Here is a 15321-nt window from a genome sequence, read left to right as displayed (position 1 = left end):
ATATTTATAGTATATTTATGCAATTTAACAGAGGATGATAGAGGAAAATGAAAGAACGACAGTCACGTCTTAAGGCAATCAAAAATCTTATCAAAAATAACACAATTGAAAGCCAAGATGATCTTCAGTCCTTATTGCTTAAAGAAGGTTACGATGTAACGCAGGCAACTTTAAGCCGAGATCTGAAGTTGCTAAAAGTTGCAAAAGTGCCAGACGGACAAAACGGGTACATGTATGCTCTTCCTGGAGAAGGAGAAAATGCTGAAAGCGAAGCGATTTACGTACAGGATTTTTTGCGCGGTTATGTCAGCATCGATTTTAGTGGTAATATCGTAGTGATTAAAACGTTCTCCGGTCATGCAAACACAGTTTGTAATGCCCTCGACAATTTAAATATGGATGAAGTGCTCGGAACTGTTGCCGGTGATAACTGCATGTTTGCTTGTATCAAAGAAGGCGTTTCAGGTGACGAGTTTATGAAAAAGCTAAAAAAACATATCCCAGGTCTTGAAGATTGATTTTCGATGAGTTTTTACAGTTAAAATTAGTTTTTTTAGTATAAAATATTGTTATATTTATTTTTTTAGGGTAGGGTTATAATATGCAATTTACTAGTACTCGAAATAGTGATTTAACAGTAAGTTTTTCTAAGGCAGTCAGAGACTGTATTCCCGATGACGGCGGAGTTTTTGTCCCGAGCATGATAGAAGATCTTCGTCGCTGGATCTACTATATCAATGAGAATACACCTTTTACTTCTATTGCAGGTGCTCTTACTTCTGCGTTGATTAAAGATGAATTTTCTCCAATTATTTGTGAAACTATTGCGACAAAAGCGTTCCCTGTAGAGCCAAAAGTTCGCCAGCTTGATGATAAGTTATTTCTGATGGAGCTCTATCACGGATTTACCGGATATCACCGTGATTATGGCGTTTCATATCTCTGTTCTTATCTTGAAGCGACACTTCAGCTCAACGGCGGAAAAGCAATCTTTCTTAATTTTACACACGGCGGCATTGGAGCGCTTCTTTCAAGAATTCTTAAGGGAAAGAAAAATATCAAGGCTGTTCTTGTATACAAAAAGGGAACTGTTCGTGGACTTGATCAAGAGAGCCTTGCATGGAACGGTGGAAATATTTATCCGATAGAAATGGAAGGAACTGAAGCCGAGATAAAAGCTGAAATCAGTAAAGTTTTTGCAGATAAAGAGTTTGTTGAAAAATACGGACTTACAGTTGCAAATACAACTAACGTATGTCGTCTGCTAAGCCAGATTTTTTTCTTTCCGTATTCATTCGCTCAAATTAAAAGTAAAGTCAATGGCGATATTTTCTATGCAATGGATGCAGGAAACTACGGAACTCTGATGGCAGGTCTTTACAGCTGGCGATTTGCACTTCCTGTAAACGGGTTTTATGTTCCGAGCACAATCGAATTTTGTCGCAATCCTGCCGGAATGCCTGTTGTGCTTGACTCTGTCGTAGATATGAATAAACGCGGTGATGCGAATCCTGCAATTCCTGCAAACCTCGAGCGCCTTGAATCATTCTTTGGACACAATGAATTGATGATGCGAAACTTTGTATTCCCGACAGAAATAGACGAACGCAAACGTGAAAAAGCTGCAAAAGAATTGTACATGAAGTACGGAGTTTTTGCGGATCCTGGAACAGCTTCTGCGTATGCTGTTATAAAAGAAAATGAGCATAACATGTATGAGGATGAAGGTACATTTGTCTTGATGGCATACAATCATCCGTCTCTTTCTGCTGACTATTGCCGCCACGTGATTGGCGAATCTCCTGAAGCTACCCCGGAGATTGCATCTGCAATGAAGCCTTTTGCACTAAACAAGCCATCGGCAACCGACAGCAATAAACTAAAAGAAATCATTAAATCACTTTGATAAATGCAATAAGTTCATCAGTCGAGTTTATTTGCCGCCTGCAAAAAAAGTTTAAATTTGCGGCGGCAAATAAATTATTTTGTCTTTTTTACTTTTGCTTTTTTATCCTTTGCTTTTTCGTCCTTTGAGTTTTTTGTATTTTGCTTTTTGGCAGCTGCCTTTTTGACAGTTGGCTTTTTGGCGGTTGTCTTTTTTACGCTTTTTTTATCTGAAGCCTTTTTCTCAATATGATCAAATTCTTTTACGAACAGCTCACACTTGTATGCCGCTTTTAATTTTGCAGCACACAACGATTTGTAGAGCTTAAGCACATCAGCAAAATCAGATTCCTTTGCATTTAGAGCTAAAAACATTGTTGTAACATTCAGGCTGATTTCAAGAATTTCTTTATTGAACCAACATACATTGTTGAAATTGTTAGCGCCGCTCAATATTCCAGCGTATCTGCCCTGAACAAGAGTTCTTGCGATTTCAAATGATTTTTCTTTTTCACTTTTCAATGCGCTCGCTCTTTTTGCCACATCTGCAATCATGAATAATTTTTGAAAAGCATATCGATTGTCTTTTGATGTAAGTTTTTCACTGCCAAGATATTCGTTGAACTTGCGCGCAAAATTCCACTCAATAGCACAGCCATTTTCCGCATAATCTCCAATGAATGCCCACAACAAAAGAGGAAGTTCAATCGTACAATCAGATTGAATTATGAGCTTTGTAAATGTCTGTACATCTGCGGCTTTCAAAAGCGCTTTTTGTATATCCGTAGGATTTTTGAGTAAATCTGCATTGTGAACTTTTGCAAGCATAGTTACCCTGTTTTTGAACAATGTGTACTGCTTTTTTGAATCTGTTTTGTATGAAGAAAATCTTTGAGCGGTATCAAAGAAATCGATAGCGCTTTGTTCTGAATCTTTAAGAATTTCAGAGATTTCCTTTACGTTTACTTTGTGAGGAAGTGTCTTTTTTGCTTTTTTTGAAGAATCTTTATTTTCTTCAGAAACTTCAGTTTTATCAGTGAGATTGAATTCCTTTACAATCGGAATGAGCGCATTTTTTGCAAATGCATTAAGCGCGTAATACAAATCCTTGTAGAGCAATTCCTGCATAGCGGTTTCAATATCTTCACATCCTGTTCCATTCAAAAAATCGCACAAAGTTTTATATCTGTGGTCAGGAGTGTCTTGTATCTGCTGAACGTTGATAAATACTTGGTATTCAAAACCGTTGAGCATTATGAACAAACCTTTTTCACAGATATCTCTGCTCTTTCTGATAAACCACCGACGGCTTTTGTGTTCCTGGAAAATACAATATTTGTCTTCTTCAGCTGTTAGGTTGAGACCTTCGGAAATCGATTTTGTCATCATCACAATTTCGTCGCCTTTTCCGGTTTTTACTGCGTATGGGTCTGACTGTTTTATCCATCCGTGTGCCTGTTCGTACTTATTGTTGTAGAATACAACTGAGCGTTCGTTTCCGGCTCCATTTGAATATGCAAAGACGTTTTCGTTTACATGACCGTCTTCCCACAAATCGAAAAACAAGAAATTTTCAACCCCACTGAAAAGATAACGCTTTTTCATAAGTGGGAAGATGTCATGCCAGTGGCGGTCTACAAGATATTGGTTTGGTTTTTCGTCTTTGTATGCTTTTGTATATTCCATACCGTATTTTTCAGTGAAACCTTCAATCTGACCATGACCAAACATCGGAAGACCCGGCATAGTTATCATCAATGTACATACGCCAAAATACTTGTCGTTGTCACCAAACTGTGCAATCGCCGTTTCTTCATCAGGGTTGTTCATAAAGTTTACGTAACGCTTAAGAATTTGTGGATCAAAAGTGATTGTATTTTTTACGGTATCGCGATATTTTTGGTTCTCTTCTTTTTTCAGCATGTTCATGAATGCCGAGTTGTAAACGCGGTGCATTCCTAAAGTTCTAACAAAGTAGCCTTCCATCATCCAGAATGCTTCTGCGAGCAGCAAAGTATCTGGGCACTCTTTTGCGACTCTATCTACAACTTCACGCCAGAATTCGTTCGGAATTGCCGCATTAAACTGCTGCGTGCTCAAACCTGTTTCGGAGCGTGTTGCGATGTCTCCTCCATGTCCCGGTTCAGGATACCAGAGTCGGCGGATAGACTTTTTGGCAAGAACCATTGCAGCGTCAAAACGGATTATTGGGAAATTTCTTGCAACGTGGAGAATCTCCTGCATGACAGCTTCTCGAGCTTCAGGATTCAAAAAATCAATCTGAGCTGTGTCGTTCCACGGCAGTCCTGTTCCGTCGTTTCCGTGGTAAATATAGCGTGTGTCGCCTGTTTGATTGTCTACTCGCTTAAAAACTACAGAGCAGTCTTCTCGGGAGTAATAATGGTCTTCAAGGTAAACTCCAACTCTTGAGTCCTGCGAAAGATTTTCTCCGTTGTATGTATACTGAGGGAAAGGATTGTCTCGCCTTTGAATAAAGCGGTCAGGATGATTTATCACCCATTCTCCGTCCATTCCTGTGTGATTCGGAACCATGTCGGAAGCAAGTCTTATTCCTCTCTGCCAAAGCCGCTGACGCAAATTTGAAAGAGCGTCCCAGCCACCTATATTTTGCGCAATATTGTAGTCATAAAGGGAATATGCAGACGCTGCAGCTTCAGGATTTCCGCAAATCTGTTTGATCCGTTTGCTGGCTTTGCTTCGTTCCCACAACCCAATCAGCCATAATCCTGTAAAACCTTCGTCACGTAATCGATCGAGCTCTGCGTCGGGAATCTGGTCGAGCCTTGTGATTTGATAACCGTATTGCTTTGTGAGTTGGTCTAGCCAGACAAGGACGGTTTTTGCCATCAAAATTACGTTCGGCATCCATGAAGCGTCTGCACTGAAGCGCTCATATTCGTTCATCAAGTTCTCAAAAGAATAAGGCAACATGTCAGGCAACTCTCCGCTTCCAAATCCGCGCCATGAAGCTTTTTCTTCTTCGGAAATTGTATCCATTCCTGCAAGAAGTTTTTTTAGCCAACCTTCAGGGAAAATCGAAGTCCAGTATTTCAAGATGTATTCAAGCTGACCTTTCAGGCTGTACGGAGCGAACATATAAGGCTCGCGCAAAACATTTATTATGTCGTTGTTGAACGGACCAAAAAAAGGTTTTGTCTTGGAAAACTTTTGAATGCTCGCCCAAGTTTTTGCATATAGCTTATTTTTTGCAACTTCCACTTCATCAAACATGATTATGAAAGGTTTGAATGCAGGGTTTTCGTTTGCAAGGTGAAGAAGAATAAGTTCTTCGAGAGTCTGTTCACGGTTTGTGCGTTCAGCTCCTGTGTTAGGCTCAACTGCAACTCTGTTTAGATATTGTTCCGAAGTGCATTTTCCTTTGTAAACTTCAACAGGCGGAAATTCCTTCATAAAATCGAGAAAGAATGCATCCATATTTTCTCGCCCGAATTCTTTATCGAGGTTTGAAAGCAAGTCTTTCATAAATGAAGGAACTTTGTCGCGGCGATAAATCATACAAACCATGTGAAGAATTTCGTCAATAAGCCCCATTGCATTGAGTTGACCAGCAGAAAGCTTTTTGTTTTCTTCTCCACGCGATTTAAATACATTGTTTATCAAAAGTTGGAATTCGCGGACGTTTTTCAAATTTGCAAAAACAACGTTTCCTGAAGAAGCAAAAAGTCCTTCATCAAAACTGCACAAATCACGGATTTTTTTTGAGACATGAAATTCATTGTACGAGAGTCGCATTCTTTTACCTAACCTTATCTTTTTGATATATTTTTTATTTTATTTATCAAATCTTTATCTTCGAGCAAATCTTCAAGTGAAACAGGAAGCCTGTAAGTCCAATTGAAATAGGAAACAGTTCCCGGCACGTTGATTCGCTCATCTGTAGTATTTGAAAGCCAGTATTTTTTGTTCATATATAGAAAATCTTGAATCGGCGGAATAAACCACATGCTTGCGGATGAAGCTGCTTCTTTCATGATTTTTTCTGCGATTTCCGGCGTAAATTCTTCTCTGTGTTCGTCAGCCCACCATTGACGGATTGTGGAGGAGTCGTGAACGGATGTTGTCGCCACAGAAAGTGGGGTGTAATCAGAGAGCGGGATATACGGTTGCCCATCTTTTGCCCATTCTCGACACCAGCGAATTACTCTCAATCCAAGAATTTTGTGTTTTTCCATTGTCGTCGGAACGCAATCTATATTTACACCTAAGTCTTCGCCGCAAAATACCCCTTTTACCGATTTAGTCAGAGCAGAAAATATTCCGTCCGCCTGTTTTTGCCAAAGTTTTTCATTTTTAGAATTTAGCTCGCAAAAACATGCCTGCAAATCATTTTTTTCCTTATCGTTCAGCGTGCTCCATGAAGTCGAGTTATAATATGTCCAAAGAGGAACAAATTTGTTTTTACTTATTTCGATCAGTGTCCTGTTCGACCAATATTCAATCAGCTTTTCTTTTACAGATTGAACTTGCTCTGCTCTGCAAAGTTCTGTCAAATCTGCGCCTTGAATATATTTTGAGCCTTCTACAGCAGGCGTAAAGCGCCACAATTCTTCAGAGCCAATCCTATCACACAGAGTCGAAAGAATCCGAATTGCAACGTCATAGTTGTTCGTAATTCTTTCTATTGCAGAAGTTGGAATGTGAGGTTGGCTTAACCAACGAATTCTGTCATCGTCGAAGCCAAGTTCATAGAGAGTTTCTCTCTTGATTGCAGAATATGGCTCAGTGTGACCGTTTAATGCATTTGAATCGCTTTCCGGAATTGCCCAGATTCTAAAAAATCCTAAAATGTGGTCGAGCCTGTATGCATCGTAATATTTTGAAGCATTTAAAAGTCTTTCTTTCCACCAGCAGTAATCATCAGTCTTGAGGTTTTTCCAATTGTATATCGGGAAGCCCCAGTTTTGACCTTTAGGATTTTCACCATCGCAAGGGGAGCCGGCGCGCAGAGCTTGATTAAAGTAAAGCGGCGATGCCCAGACGTCGCAGGAATCTTCATTCATCAAAATAGGCATATCGCCTTTGAGCAAGATGCCGGCTTTTTTTATATATGAAACAGATTTTTCAAATTGGGAATCGGCAATCTCTTGAACCCATACAAAAAACAAATGCTCCTTTTTGAAGGCCTTTGTATTCCACAATTCAAGTATTTGCTCTTCAGATTTATGCTGATCATTTTCGTGCCAGCTTTTCCATGAAGCTTGCATGTAATTCCATTTTAGGTTTTTGTAGACAGCGTATGTCTTTACCCATTGATTTGACTTTATCCACTTTGAAAGCTTGTCGCTCGGTTTTCCTGTTTTGCCGGTTTCCGTTTCTTCATAGAGTAATTTGAGAAGTTCCGTCTTTCTGTTTGAAATTGCGTCGTAATTGTAACGAAGCGAGTATTTATTCTCAGCGATAAAACTGTCGTATTTATTTTTGAACTTTTCATTTTTTTTGTAAACTTCTGCAAATTCAGGGATATCCTTTATTCGGATATAGATTGGGTGAAGAGCAAAAGCTGAAAGTCCGCTGTAAGGTGAACTTTGAGTTCCAGTGTCGTTTACAGGCAAAAGCTGAATGATAGACACTCCGCAAGATTTACAATAATCACAAAAAGGCTGCAAATCAGGAAATTCTCCAATAACCTGATTGTCCTTCGTGTACAGTGCACCGAGAGGAACTGATATTCCTGTTAATTTATTTTCATTCATAGTTAACAGTATAACACATATATGGAGATGTCATATCAATAAATTTAAAATCTGAAAGAAAATTGTGTTAAAAAAACAAGATTCCCAGATAGTAACACTAAAAGGGAATCTTGCCGTTCAGCGTTGCTGAACATCGGAGAGAGTTTATCAGCTTGTTTATAAGCTAATGTCATAATAGTGTAACTATCAGAGAATGTCAATAATTTTTCATAAAAATGTTGAAAGGGACTGCTCGGCTTATGAGCTGAAATTATTGTCAATTCGTTTTAAAAATTCAAAAAACTGTTTTTTTTCTTCTTCGGAAAAACCTTTGTAAAAAGTCTCTATCAACTCTTTTGAAATTGCATTTATCGCAGAATTAAACTCTTTTCCTTTTTCAGTGAGGCTGATCAGCCTGTTGCGCTTATCATTTTCATCATTATTTCTACAAACAAGCCCATCTCTTTCAAGTTTACGCACAAGCACAGTTGTAGTAGACTTGTCGCGATTGATCTTTTCAGAAAGTTCACCCATTGTCATTTCACTTTTTATGCTCAGCTGAAACAAAATATTTCCGTGCGAAGAAGCGAACTCTGGGAATCCTTTTTCTTTTAACTTTTCAATGAGAAAATCTGCTGTTATAGAATGAATATGTGATAAAAGTGAAATAGAAGATTTTATATCCATAGTCATATTTTAGCATCAAAAATCCTTGTATTAAATTAGAATAATTGTTAAATTTAAATATGTTTGGGTTTTTGATTAAAAAAAATTTTTGCGATGGCTGGGATAATCTTTTTTCAGTGCTGACCGCAAATGTTACTTTCCTTTTTGTAGGTTTTGGCGTTGTTTTTCTAAATTATTTTGCTGCAAAAATACCTCAAAATCTTTCATATCTTATTGTAATTCCGGTTATTTTAAGTTTTATCATAATGTCGATTTTTACATTTGCGTATGGAGAGACTGCTGCCAAAATAGCTGATTTTAACGGTATTCATCTGCTTGATTATTTTAAGGCAATTCCTGGTGTTTTAAAAGATGCGACTTTGTTCGGATTGATGATATCTCTGATACTCATAATTTCGGGATTCTCGATTCATTATTATGTCATTCAAACTCAGTCGCTTGTCGGATTTTGCGTTGGGATTTTGCTGATTTGGATAGATATCTTTATTTTCCTCGCTTTACAGTGGTTTATACCGATACGTTCTATCATGCACAACAATTTTAAGAAATGCCTTAAGAAATCATTTATCATAATGTTTGACAACACAGGCTATTCAATCGCTATGGCTTTATACAATATCGTTTTGTTTGCGCTTTCAATTGTGTTCATCGGGTTCTTTCCGTCGATGGCAGGAATTTTGATTGCAGATACAAATGCGTTGCGTTTGCGCCTGTATAAATATGATTACCTTGAAGAACATCCTGAATTAAAAACAAAACACGAAAGAAAACAGATTCCGTGGGAAGAGTTGATTTATGATGACCGTCAGGCATTAGGCCCAAGAAAATGGAAAAGTTTTTTATTTCCTTGGAAAGAAGAGTAAAATCACGCTATAAAGCTATAAAACTCGCTGCCGGCAGATGATGTTCGCACATGAAGTCTGCCATTAAGTTTGCAGATATGCGATAGATAAAAAAAATCCGATCTTCGATGGAACAATAAAGTCCACAAAAGAATCGGATTTTTGTTTTAGTCCTTATTCTGACAATGTTATTTAGTCATCAACAAAGTCTTAGCGTCAAGGTTTACTTTGCCATCACCATTTTTAAGAAGTGTAAGGCTGATGTTTTTGCTTTCTGCTTCAATGTGAGCAACTGTAGCAAAATCATCGAGTTTATCGCTATCAAGCGTCGCTTTGAGTGTTGGAGCTTCGTTTGTATAGCTGAACCATGCAGTCATCTTTTCAGACTTGATAAAATCTGCGAAACAATCGAGATCTTCCTTAGATGCTTTTGCAAGGTCGAGCCCATCAACAACAACACAAGCGATGTTGAATCCGCCTCCTTTCAGCGCTTTTAGCTGATTTACAACTTTTGGCAACTTGAAAGTCTCCTGGTTGAAGTTGAAAATCATACGATTGCGCACGATGTCTTCGTTGATATCTGCAATGTTTACATTTCTCTTTTTAGAGATTTCTGAAAGAACGCTTGAGTACCATGCTATGACATTTGAGGACTGCTGATCGAATGAAACGTGAACGAGAGCTTTGTCATTCAAAAGATTATCAATTCCGAATTGAACAAGAACTGAAGTCTTTCCAAGACCTTTTTTAGCAGTTATAAGTCCCATTTCTCCAGCTTTCAAGCCGGCGTTTGTGGCGTCAAAATATCGAACAGGGCTGTGAGCGATTAAATCTTTTTTATCCATAAATAATGTCTCCTGAAGTGCAGTAAAATGAACTGCAACTTTATATAATCAAGTTATTTTTTACCTGCTGCCTTTTCTTCTTTGTATTTCTTCTGGAGTTCATCTGATACAGCATTTGGAACTTTACCGTATTTTTCAAATTCCATAGTGAATTCGCCCTTACCCTGAGTTGAAGAACGGAGAATAGTTGAGAACCCAAACATTTCAGAAAGAGGAACTTCGGCATTTACCGTTGAAGTGTTGTTTTCATCAGTCGTATCAATGATTACACCACGACGCTGGTTGATAAGACCAAACAAGTTTCCCTGGAATTCAGTAGGAGCAGTCATCTGAACTTTCATGATCGGTTCGAGAATAACAGGATTAGCTTTCATGTAACCTTCACGGAAAGCTCCGATAGCTGCAATCTGGAATGCGTTATCATTTGAGTCAACCGGGTGATACTGTCCATCATTGATTGTTATTTTTACACCTACGATAGGAGCTCCAATCAGAGAGCCTTCTTTCATAGCTTTTTGGAACCCTTTATCACAAGAAGGGATATATTCATTAGGAATAGCACCACCTTTGATTGCGTCTATAAATTCGTAGTCTTTGTCTGAATCAGGTTCCATAAATCCTGCAACACGACCGTACTGACCGGAACCACCAGTCTGCTTCTTATGAGTGTAGTTGAAGTCGCCGTGTCCTGTGATAGATTCACGGTAAGCAACCTGAGGAGCGCCTGTCGTAACTTCACAGTTGTATTCGCGCTTCATTCGTTCAACATATACTGCAAGGTGCAATTCACCCATACCTTTGATGATTGTTTCACCGGATTCTGCATCTGTATAAGTTTGGAATGTAGGATCTTCTTTTGTAAAGCGGTTGAGAGCTTTAGACATCTGCATAGCAGCTTGTTTATCTTTTGGTGTGATAGACAAAGAGATTACAGGAGCAGGAACGTACATAGAAGCCATAGAGTAGTTGATTCCGCTGTCTACGAATGTATCGCCGGAAGCACAATCAACTCCGAACAAAGCCACGATATCACCGGCACAGCCTTCACTGATATCTTCCATTTGAGCAGAGTTCATGCGGACAAGTCGTCCAACCTTGAATTTTTTGCGTGTACGAGTGTTGTAGAGCTCTTCGCCTTTTTTGATTTTTCCTTGATAAACGCGAGTGTATGTCAACTGTCCGTATTGTCCGTCGTCAAGCTTAAATGCTAAGGCAACAGTTGGAAGCGTGTCATCAGACTTAAGTTTTACTTCAGCTTCGTTGTTGTCGAGGTCTAAAGCAACGTTGTTTATTTCATCAGGAGATGGAAGATAGCGAACAACAGCATCGAGCAACGGCTGAATTCCTTTGTTTACGTGTGCAGAACCGAGGAATACACCAACGTACTGCTCAGCGAGTGTACCTTTTCGGAGAGCAGAGATGATTTCTGCCTCAGTCGGTTCATCACCATTGAGAACTTTTTCCATCAAAGCGTCGTCAAAGTTACAAGCTTCTTCAATCATTTCCTGACGATATTTTTTAGCATCATCAACTAAATGAGCCGGAATTTCTGCGATACGGAGATCTTCTCCGCTCTGTCCGTCAAAATAAATAGCTTTCATTCCAACAAGGTCAACAACACCTTCAAGTTTGTCTTCGAGTCCGATTGGCAGTTCCATCATGTGTGCATTGAGACCGAGTTTATCGCGAAGCTGTCCGCAAACACGTAGAGGATTAGCTCCCTGACGGTCACACTTATTTACGAATGCTACACGTGGTACATGGTAACGTTTAAGCTGGCGGTCTACAGTAATTGACTGCGACTGAACGCCTGCAACAGCACAAAGAATCATAATAGCACCATCAAGTACGCGCAGTGAGCGTTCAACTTCTACAGTGAAGTCAACGTGACCCGGTGTGTCGATAAGGTTGATAGTGTAGTCTTTCCACTGAACTTGTGTAGCTGCCGACTGGATTGTAATACCACGTTCACGCTCCAGTTCCATGTTATCCATAACAGCACCAACACCATCTTTACCACGAACTTCATGAATTGTATGAATCTTATTACAATAAAATAAGATACGTTCTGAAGTTGTTGTTTTTCCTGAGTCAATGTGGGCACTGATACCGATATTTCTTACTTTTGAAATATCCAAAGCCATATTGTTACCTCTTATAAAAATAAAATAATCACAAAATTATAAAAATATAATATTCAACACATCATAATGAAAAAACACCTTAAATTCAACTGCTGAAAGGTCAAAATGTTGAAAAACCTTATTCTTTAGAGAACTTAAAGAAGCTAAAAATGTTGAAATCTCGCAAAACACTTACAGTTCAAAATCGGCTGATAATTTGAGCTGAAGCTCCGACTTTTTGTACGAGTGCTTTGTATTTAATGATAAAGAGAGTTTTTTTGAAATAAAAGTTCCGTCTTTTGTTTGCCATGAATAACAGGCATTTCCATATGTTTTAGAAAACTTTGAATAAGAGGCTTTTATCAACGCTTTATATTTTATTGTCAGAGAATCAAAGTTTTTTGACGGATTGAAATCAATAGAAAAAGACAATCCTGTAATGGCGTCATTTATATAAAATGACGCTTGAGTTGAGACAGATGTGCTTTTTAAGTTCATCGATGGCGAAGATGAGTTTTTCGTGTTCAAATTCGTGTCGCACAAAATATTCAATCCTGCCGAAAAAAGAAAAGATGTAATCTGAACTCCTGCCCCGATTTTTAATTGATGTTCCTCTTTGAGAAGTTTTAAATCAAGATGAGAACTGAGTCCGGTTTTTACAAACAGCGGAATTTTATTTTTGAGCATGAATTTATATTGAATTCCATTTTTTAAAATAAAGCATTTGTCGATTTTTTTGTCGGATAAAGTGAGCAGTTTTTGATTCGGATTGTAAAATGCGGTCGCGAATAAATTGAGTTTTTTTATATTTGTTTTTACGTCTGCGCGGTACGCAATATCTAATACTCCAAATTGATTTTCAAAAACAGAAAGTTGAAAGCCAAATAAAAGATTTGGAATCTGAGCTGAAAGTTGGAGCATTGAAGAGGCGTGTTTTCCCGAATGATAACGCATTTCGTCCGAAAACCATGAAGAATCGTTGTTTTCATTGTATGAAGATATTCCGCAGGCTGTAGATGCGGAGAGTTTTAATAAATCGTTGAGAAAATCTGTTTTAATCAAAGATGAAAATACAATGACTTCTTTATCCGGCGAATAAAAACAGTTTACCCGAGCTGATTTTACGAATAGATTTTTGTTTTCAAAACCTAATTGAAAAAACGAGCTTACAGGATTACTGAAATTTGTAAAACTTGGAAGAGACGAAGTAGCGCAGCAAGGTTCCGATATCCCTGAAGAAAATGGTGAAACTGAAGACGACGGAAGCGGATTTTTCATTTTTGAAATAATTCCTCCCGAACTTAAGTTTCCACATTTCATCGTGATTGGAAAAGTTTTTTCAATTTTGAATGTGTTAAACTCGCAGCCGAAATTCATTTCATTTAGATTCTCGGCAAGTAAAAAAGAGCCGAATGGAAGAGATATTTTTGAACCGAAATTTAAATTGCTGTCGCCATAAAACAAAAAATGCGTGTATCGGTCAAATAAGTTTTGCTCAGAATCTTCGCAGAACATAGTCACAGCATTGCCGAAAAAGCACATCAGCGTAAAAAAAAAGAACGCGGCTTTTATAGTTTTCTTCATACTATATAATTTGCCGCGATATGCGAAAATAGGAAGTTTATTCAGAAAAAAAATCGAAAATAATCAGAAGTGTTATTTTACCGTGCTTGTGATGTAGCTTTCGGCTTTTGCAAATTCGGAAATCGCATAGATTCTTGTTCGCCAGTATTCAGCTTCACTTTTTGTAGTGTATGGACCGACGCGGACACGGTAAAAAAGTTTGTCTTTGTTGTCTCGATACGTAAATATATCTGACGGAATTTTATTTGCATCTAAAGCTGAACGAGCTGCTTCCGCACCTTTTTTATTGCTGTAAGCGGCAACTTGCACCCAAAACTGAGTGATTTTCTTTTCAGGAGTTTTTGTCGTATCTGGACTGGCAGATTTTACTGCCGGGTTTTTTGTTGCAGTCTTCGCTGTGCTTTTCGTTTCTGCTTTTTGAACTTTTACAGGTTCTGATTTTACATATACGTCTTTTGTGTCTTTAATCGCCTTATTATTTTCCGATGTCTCTGTAGATCTTTTTACTGTCGCTGAATTCGTCTCTGGGATATTTACAGTGATGTTGATATTCTGCGGTTTTGAAACTTCGTTTGTCAATTCACTTTTAAGAGCATTTAAGTCAATCGTCGTTCCGCTGTTTGTTGCAGAGTCAGTTTCCGCAGTTGTGATAGGAGATTTACTTAAAACTGTTGCGTTATCGGCAAGAACTACGAGGTCGCTTACTTTTTCTGCCTGAGGAGGAGCAACAGGCACTTGTTCAGCACTATTTGTCCAACCGCTGTTAGTATTTCTTTTTTCTACAGGAGAAATGCTTGTATATGCAGGTGTCGGATTTCTTGAAGGGTTGTAAATGATAGCCGGTACACCTAAAACAACTAATAAAAAAGCACCTGCAGCGGCGATAATCCATAAAGTTTTTTTCTGTTCCATAAATTTCCTCTTTGCACCGATATTAAACCGGCCACCTTATTAAACTTATCGGAACTTCAAAATTTTACTTTAGTTTTTTATGACAATTATTTGCTTTCCCGTTATCTTATATTTGCTCAAAAGATTCCTTTGAGATTTTAGGCGTTTAAATATCTGGTTATATGGAAGGTTGTCGCGGCGTCTGATTCGGAAAATCCGTTTAAAAACCGGAGATTTTATGTATACGATTGCCTGACATCTGTCTAATAAAATTGGCGTTTTGTACAAAACAGTTGCGTTTATGATGACTTTGCCGTGTGCAGAGATAAAATCTTCCGCCATTTTTGTGATGATAGGATATACGATTTCTTCTTGTTTTGCTAAAAGCTCCGGGCGGGCAAAGACAATATTGCCAATCGCACGCCTGTTTATTGAGCCGTCTTCGTTTGTGATTTTTACATTGAATTGCTCTTCGTATCGCTTAAATTCTTCTATGATTTTTGGAGCTGCAATATTTATTGCTTCGTGGGTAAGAGAGTCCGCATCTACACAATTCCAGCCGAATTTTTCAAATTGGGAACAGACGAAGTTCTTCCCCGAAGCAATCTGTCCAGTTATTGCAATCACCGAGTGAGATTTGATGAGCTCTTTGTTTACATTTTCAATTTTTTTCAGCAGCTTTTCGTTCATTTTTTTTATCAGCACGCTCCCTTGCAGCCCGAGTCCAAACATAAATACAAGCCCGCACTTA

11 protein-coding genes are annotated in these 15321 nt (G+C 38.4%); 3 read left to right on the top strand and 8 right to left on the bottom strand.

Annotation, left to right across the window (positions count from 1 at the left end; all coding sequences use genetic code 11):
* The first annotated feature begins 47 nt into the window (after positions 1–47).
* Both argR and H9I37_RS09720 read left to right on the top strand, forming a co-directional pair.
* A complete protein-coding gene (gene argR / locus H9I37_RS09725) occupies positions 48–518 on the top strand; it encodes an arginine repressor (RefSeq protein WP_187382429.1) in 471 nt (156 codons plus the stop codon).
* 83 nt (positions 519–601) lie between these two features.
* On the top strand, positions 602–1906 hold the full coding sequence (locus H9I37_RS09720) for a PALP domain-containing protein (protein ID WP_187382428.1): 1305 nt from the start codon (positions 602–604) through the stop codon (positions 1904–1906).
* A gap of 74 nt (positions 1907–1980) precedes the next feature.
* On the opposite strand, the gene H9I37_RS09715 is transcribed toward H9I37_RS09720, so the two are convergent.
* The 3 genes from H9I37_RS09715 to H9I37_RS09705 all read right to left on the bottom strand — a co-directional run bounded on the left by H9I37_RS09715 (position 1981) and on the right by H9I37_RS09705 (position 8285).
* Positions 1981–5658: an alpha-amylase family glycosyl hydrolase gene (locus H9I37_RS09715; RefSeq protein WP_187382427.1), complete on the bottom strand. Its 3678-nt coding sequence runs from the start codon at positions 5656–5658 to the stop codon at positions 1981–1983.
* Between the two features lie 14 nt (positions 5659–5672).
* Positions 5673–7619: a 4-alpha-glucanotransferase gene (locus H9I37_RS09710; RefSeq protein ID WP_187382426.1), complete on the bottom strand. Its 1947-nt coding sequence runs from the start codon at positions 7617–7619 to the stop codon at positions 5673–5675.
* Between the two features lie 237 nt (positions 7620–7856).
* Positions 7857–8285 (bottom strand): MarR family winged helix-turn-helix transcriptional regulator, encoded by a 429-nt coding sequence (locus tag H9I37_RS09705; RefSeq protein WP_255422539.1) that lies wholly within the window; start codon positions 8283–8285, stop codon positions 7857–7859.
* Between the two features lie 71 nt (positions 8286–8356).
* Between H9I37_RS09705 and H9I37_RS09700 the strand changes: the two genes are divergently transcribed.
* Positions 8357–9148 carry a hypothetical protein gene (locus H9I37_RS09700; RefSeq protein ID WP_255422538.1) on the top strand — a complete coding sequence of 264 codons (792 nt, stop codon included), beginning with the start codon at positions 8357–8359 and terminating at the stop codon, positions 9146–9148.
* Between the two features lie 167 nt (positions 9149–9315).
* On the opposite strand, the gene H9I37_RS09695 is transcribed toward H9I37_RS09700, so the two are convergent.
* The 5 genes from H9I37_RS09695 to coaE form a co-directional block, all read right to left on the bottom strand.
* The gene (locus tag H9I37_RS09695) at positions 9316–9972 is read right to left on the bottom strand and encodes a hypothetical protein (RefSeq protein WP_187382424.1); all 657 of its coding nucleotides are present in this window, start codon (positions 9970–9972) and stop codon (positions 9316–9318) included.
* Positions 9973–10025: 53 nt separating this feature from the next.
* A complete protein-coding gene (gene fusA / locus H9I37_RS09690) occupies positions 10026–12116 on the bottom strand; it encodes an elongation factor G (protein ID WP_187382423.1) in 2091 nt (696 codons plus the stop codon).
* Positions 12117–12287: 171 nt separating this feature from the next.
* Positions 12288–13679, bottom strand: a complete 1392-nt coding sequence (locus H9I37_RS09685; RefSeq protein ID WP_187382422.1) for a hypothetical protein — start codon at positions 13677–13679, stop codon at positions 12288–12290.
* 72 nt (positions 13680–13751) lie between these two features.
* The gene (locus tag H9I37_RS09680) at positions 13752–14591 is read right to left on the bottom strand and encodes an SPOR domain-containing protein (RefSeq protein ID WP_187382421.1); all 840 of its coding nucleotides are present in this window, start codon (positions 14589–14591) and stop codon (positions 13752–13754) included.
* A gap of 69 nt (positions 14592–14660) precedes the next feature.
* Positions 14661–15260, bottom strand: coding sequence for a dephospho-CoA kinase (coaE, locus tag H9I37_RS09675; RefSeq protein ID WP_187382420.1), 600 nt, complete (start codon positions 15258–15260; stop codon positions 14661–14663).
* Positions 15261–15321 lie beyond the last annotated feature (61 nt).

Origin of the sequence: Treponema sp. Marseille-Q3903, from assembly GCF_014334335.1 — a bacterium.
Classification (GTDB): domain Bacteria; phylum Spirochaetota; class Spirochaetia; order Treponematales; family Treponemataceae; genus Treponema_D.
This window is presented reverse-complemented; position numbering and strand designations above follow the sequence as displayed.

What these genes read in the sequence shown, in the direction of transcription:
- argR (WP_187382429.1), top strand. Translation starts at nt 48, where the DNA reads ATGAAAGAACGACAGTCACGTCTTAAGGCAATCAAAAATCTTATCAAA.
- H9I37_RS09720 (WP_187382428.1), top strand. Translation starts at nt 602, where the DNA reads ATGCAATTTACTAGTACTCGAAATAGTGATTTAACAGTAAGTTTTTCT.
- H9I37_RS09715 (WP_187382427.1), bottom strand. Translation starts at nt 5,658, where the DNA reads ATGCGACTCTCGTACAATGAATTTCATGTCTCAAAAAAAATCCGTGAT.
- H9I37_RS09710 (WP_187382426.1), bottom strand. Translation starts at nt 7,619, where the DNA reads ATGAATGAAAATAAATTAACAGGAATATCAGTTCCTCTCGGTGCACTG.
- H9I37_RS09705 (WP_255422539.1), bottom strand. Translation starts at nt 8,285, where the DNA reads ATGGATATAAAATCTTCTATTTCACTTTTATCACATATTCATTCTATA.
- H9I37_RS09695 (WP_187382424.1), bottom strand. Translation starts at nt 9,972, where the DNA reads ATGGATAAAAAAGATTTAATCGCTCACAGCCCTGTTCGATATTTTGAC.
- fusA (WP_187382423.1), bottom strand. Translation starts at nt 12,116, where the DNA reads ATGGCTTTGGATATTTCAAAAGTAAGAAATATCGGTATCAGTGCCCAC.
- H9I37_RS09685 (WP_187382422.1), bottom strand. Translation starts at nt 13,679, where the DNA reads ATGAAGAAAACTATAAAAGCCGCGTTCTTTTTTTTTACGCTGATGTGC.
- H9I37_RS09680 (WP_187382421.1), bottom strand. Translation starts at nt 14,591, where the DNA reads ATGGAACAGAAAAAAACTTTATGGATTATCGCCGCTGCAGGTGCTTTT.
- coaE (WP_187382420.1), bottom strand. Translation starts at nt 15,260, where the DNA reads ATGAACGAAAAGCTGCTGAAAAAAATTGAAAATGTAAACAAAGAGCTC.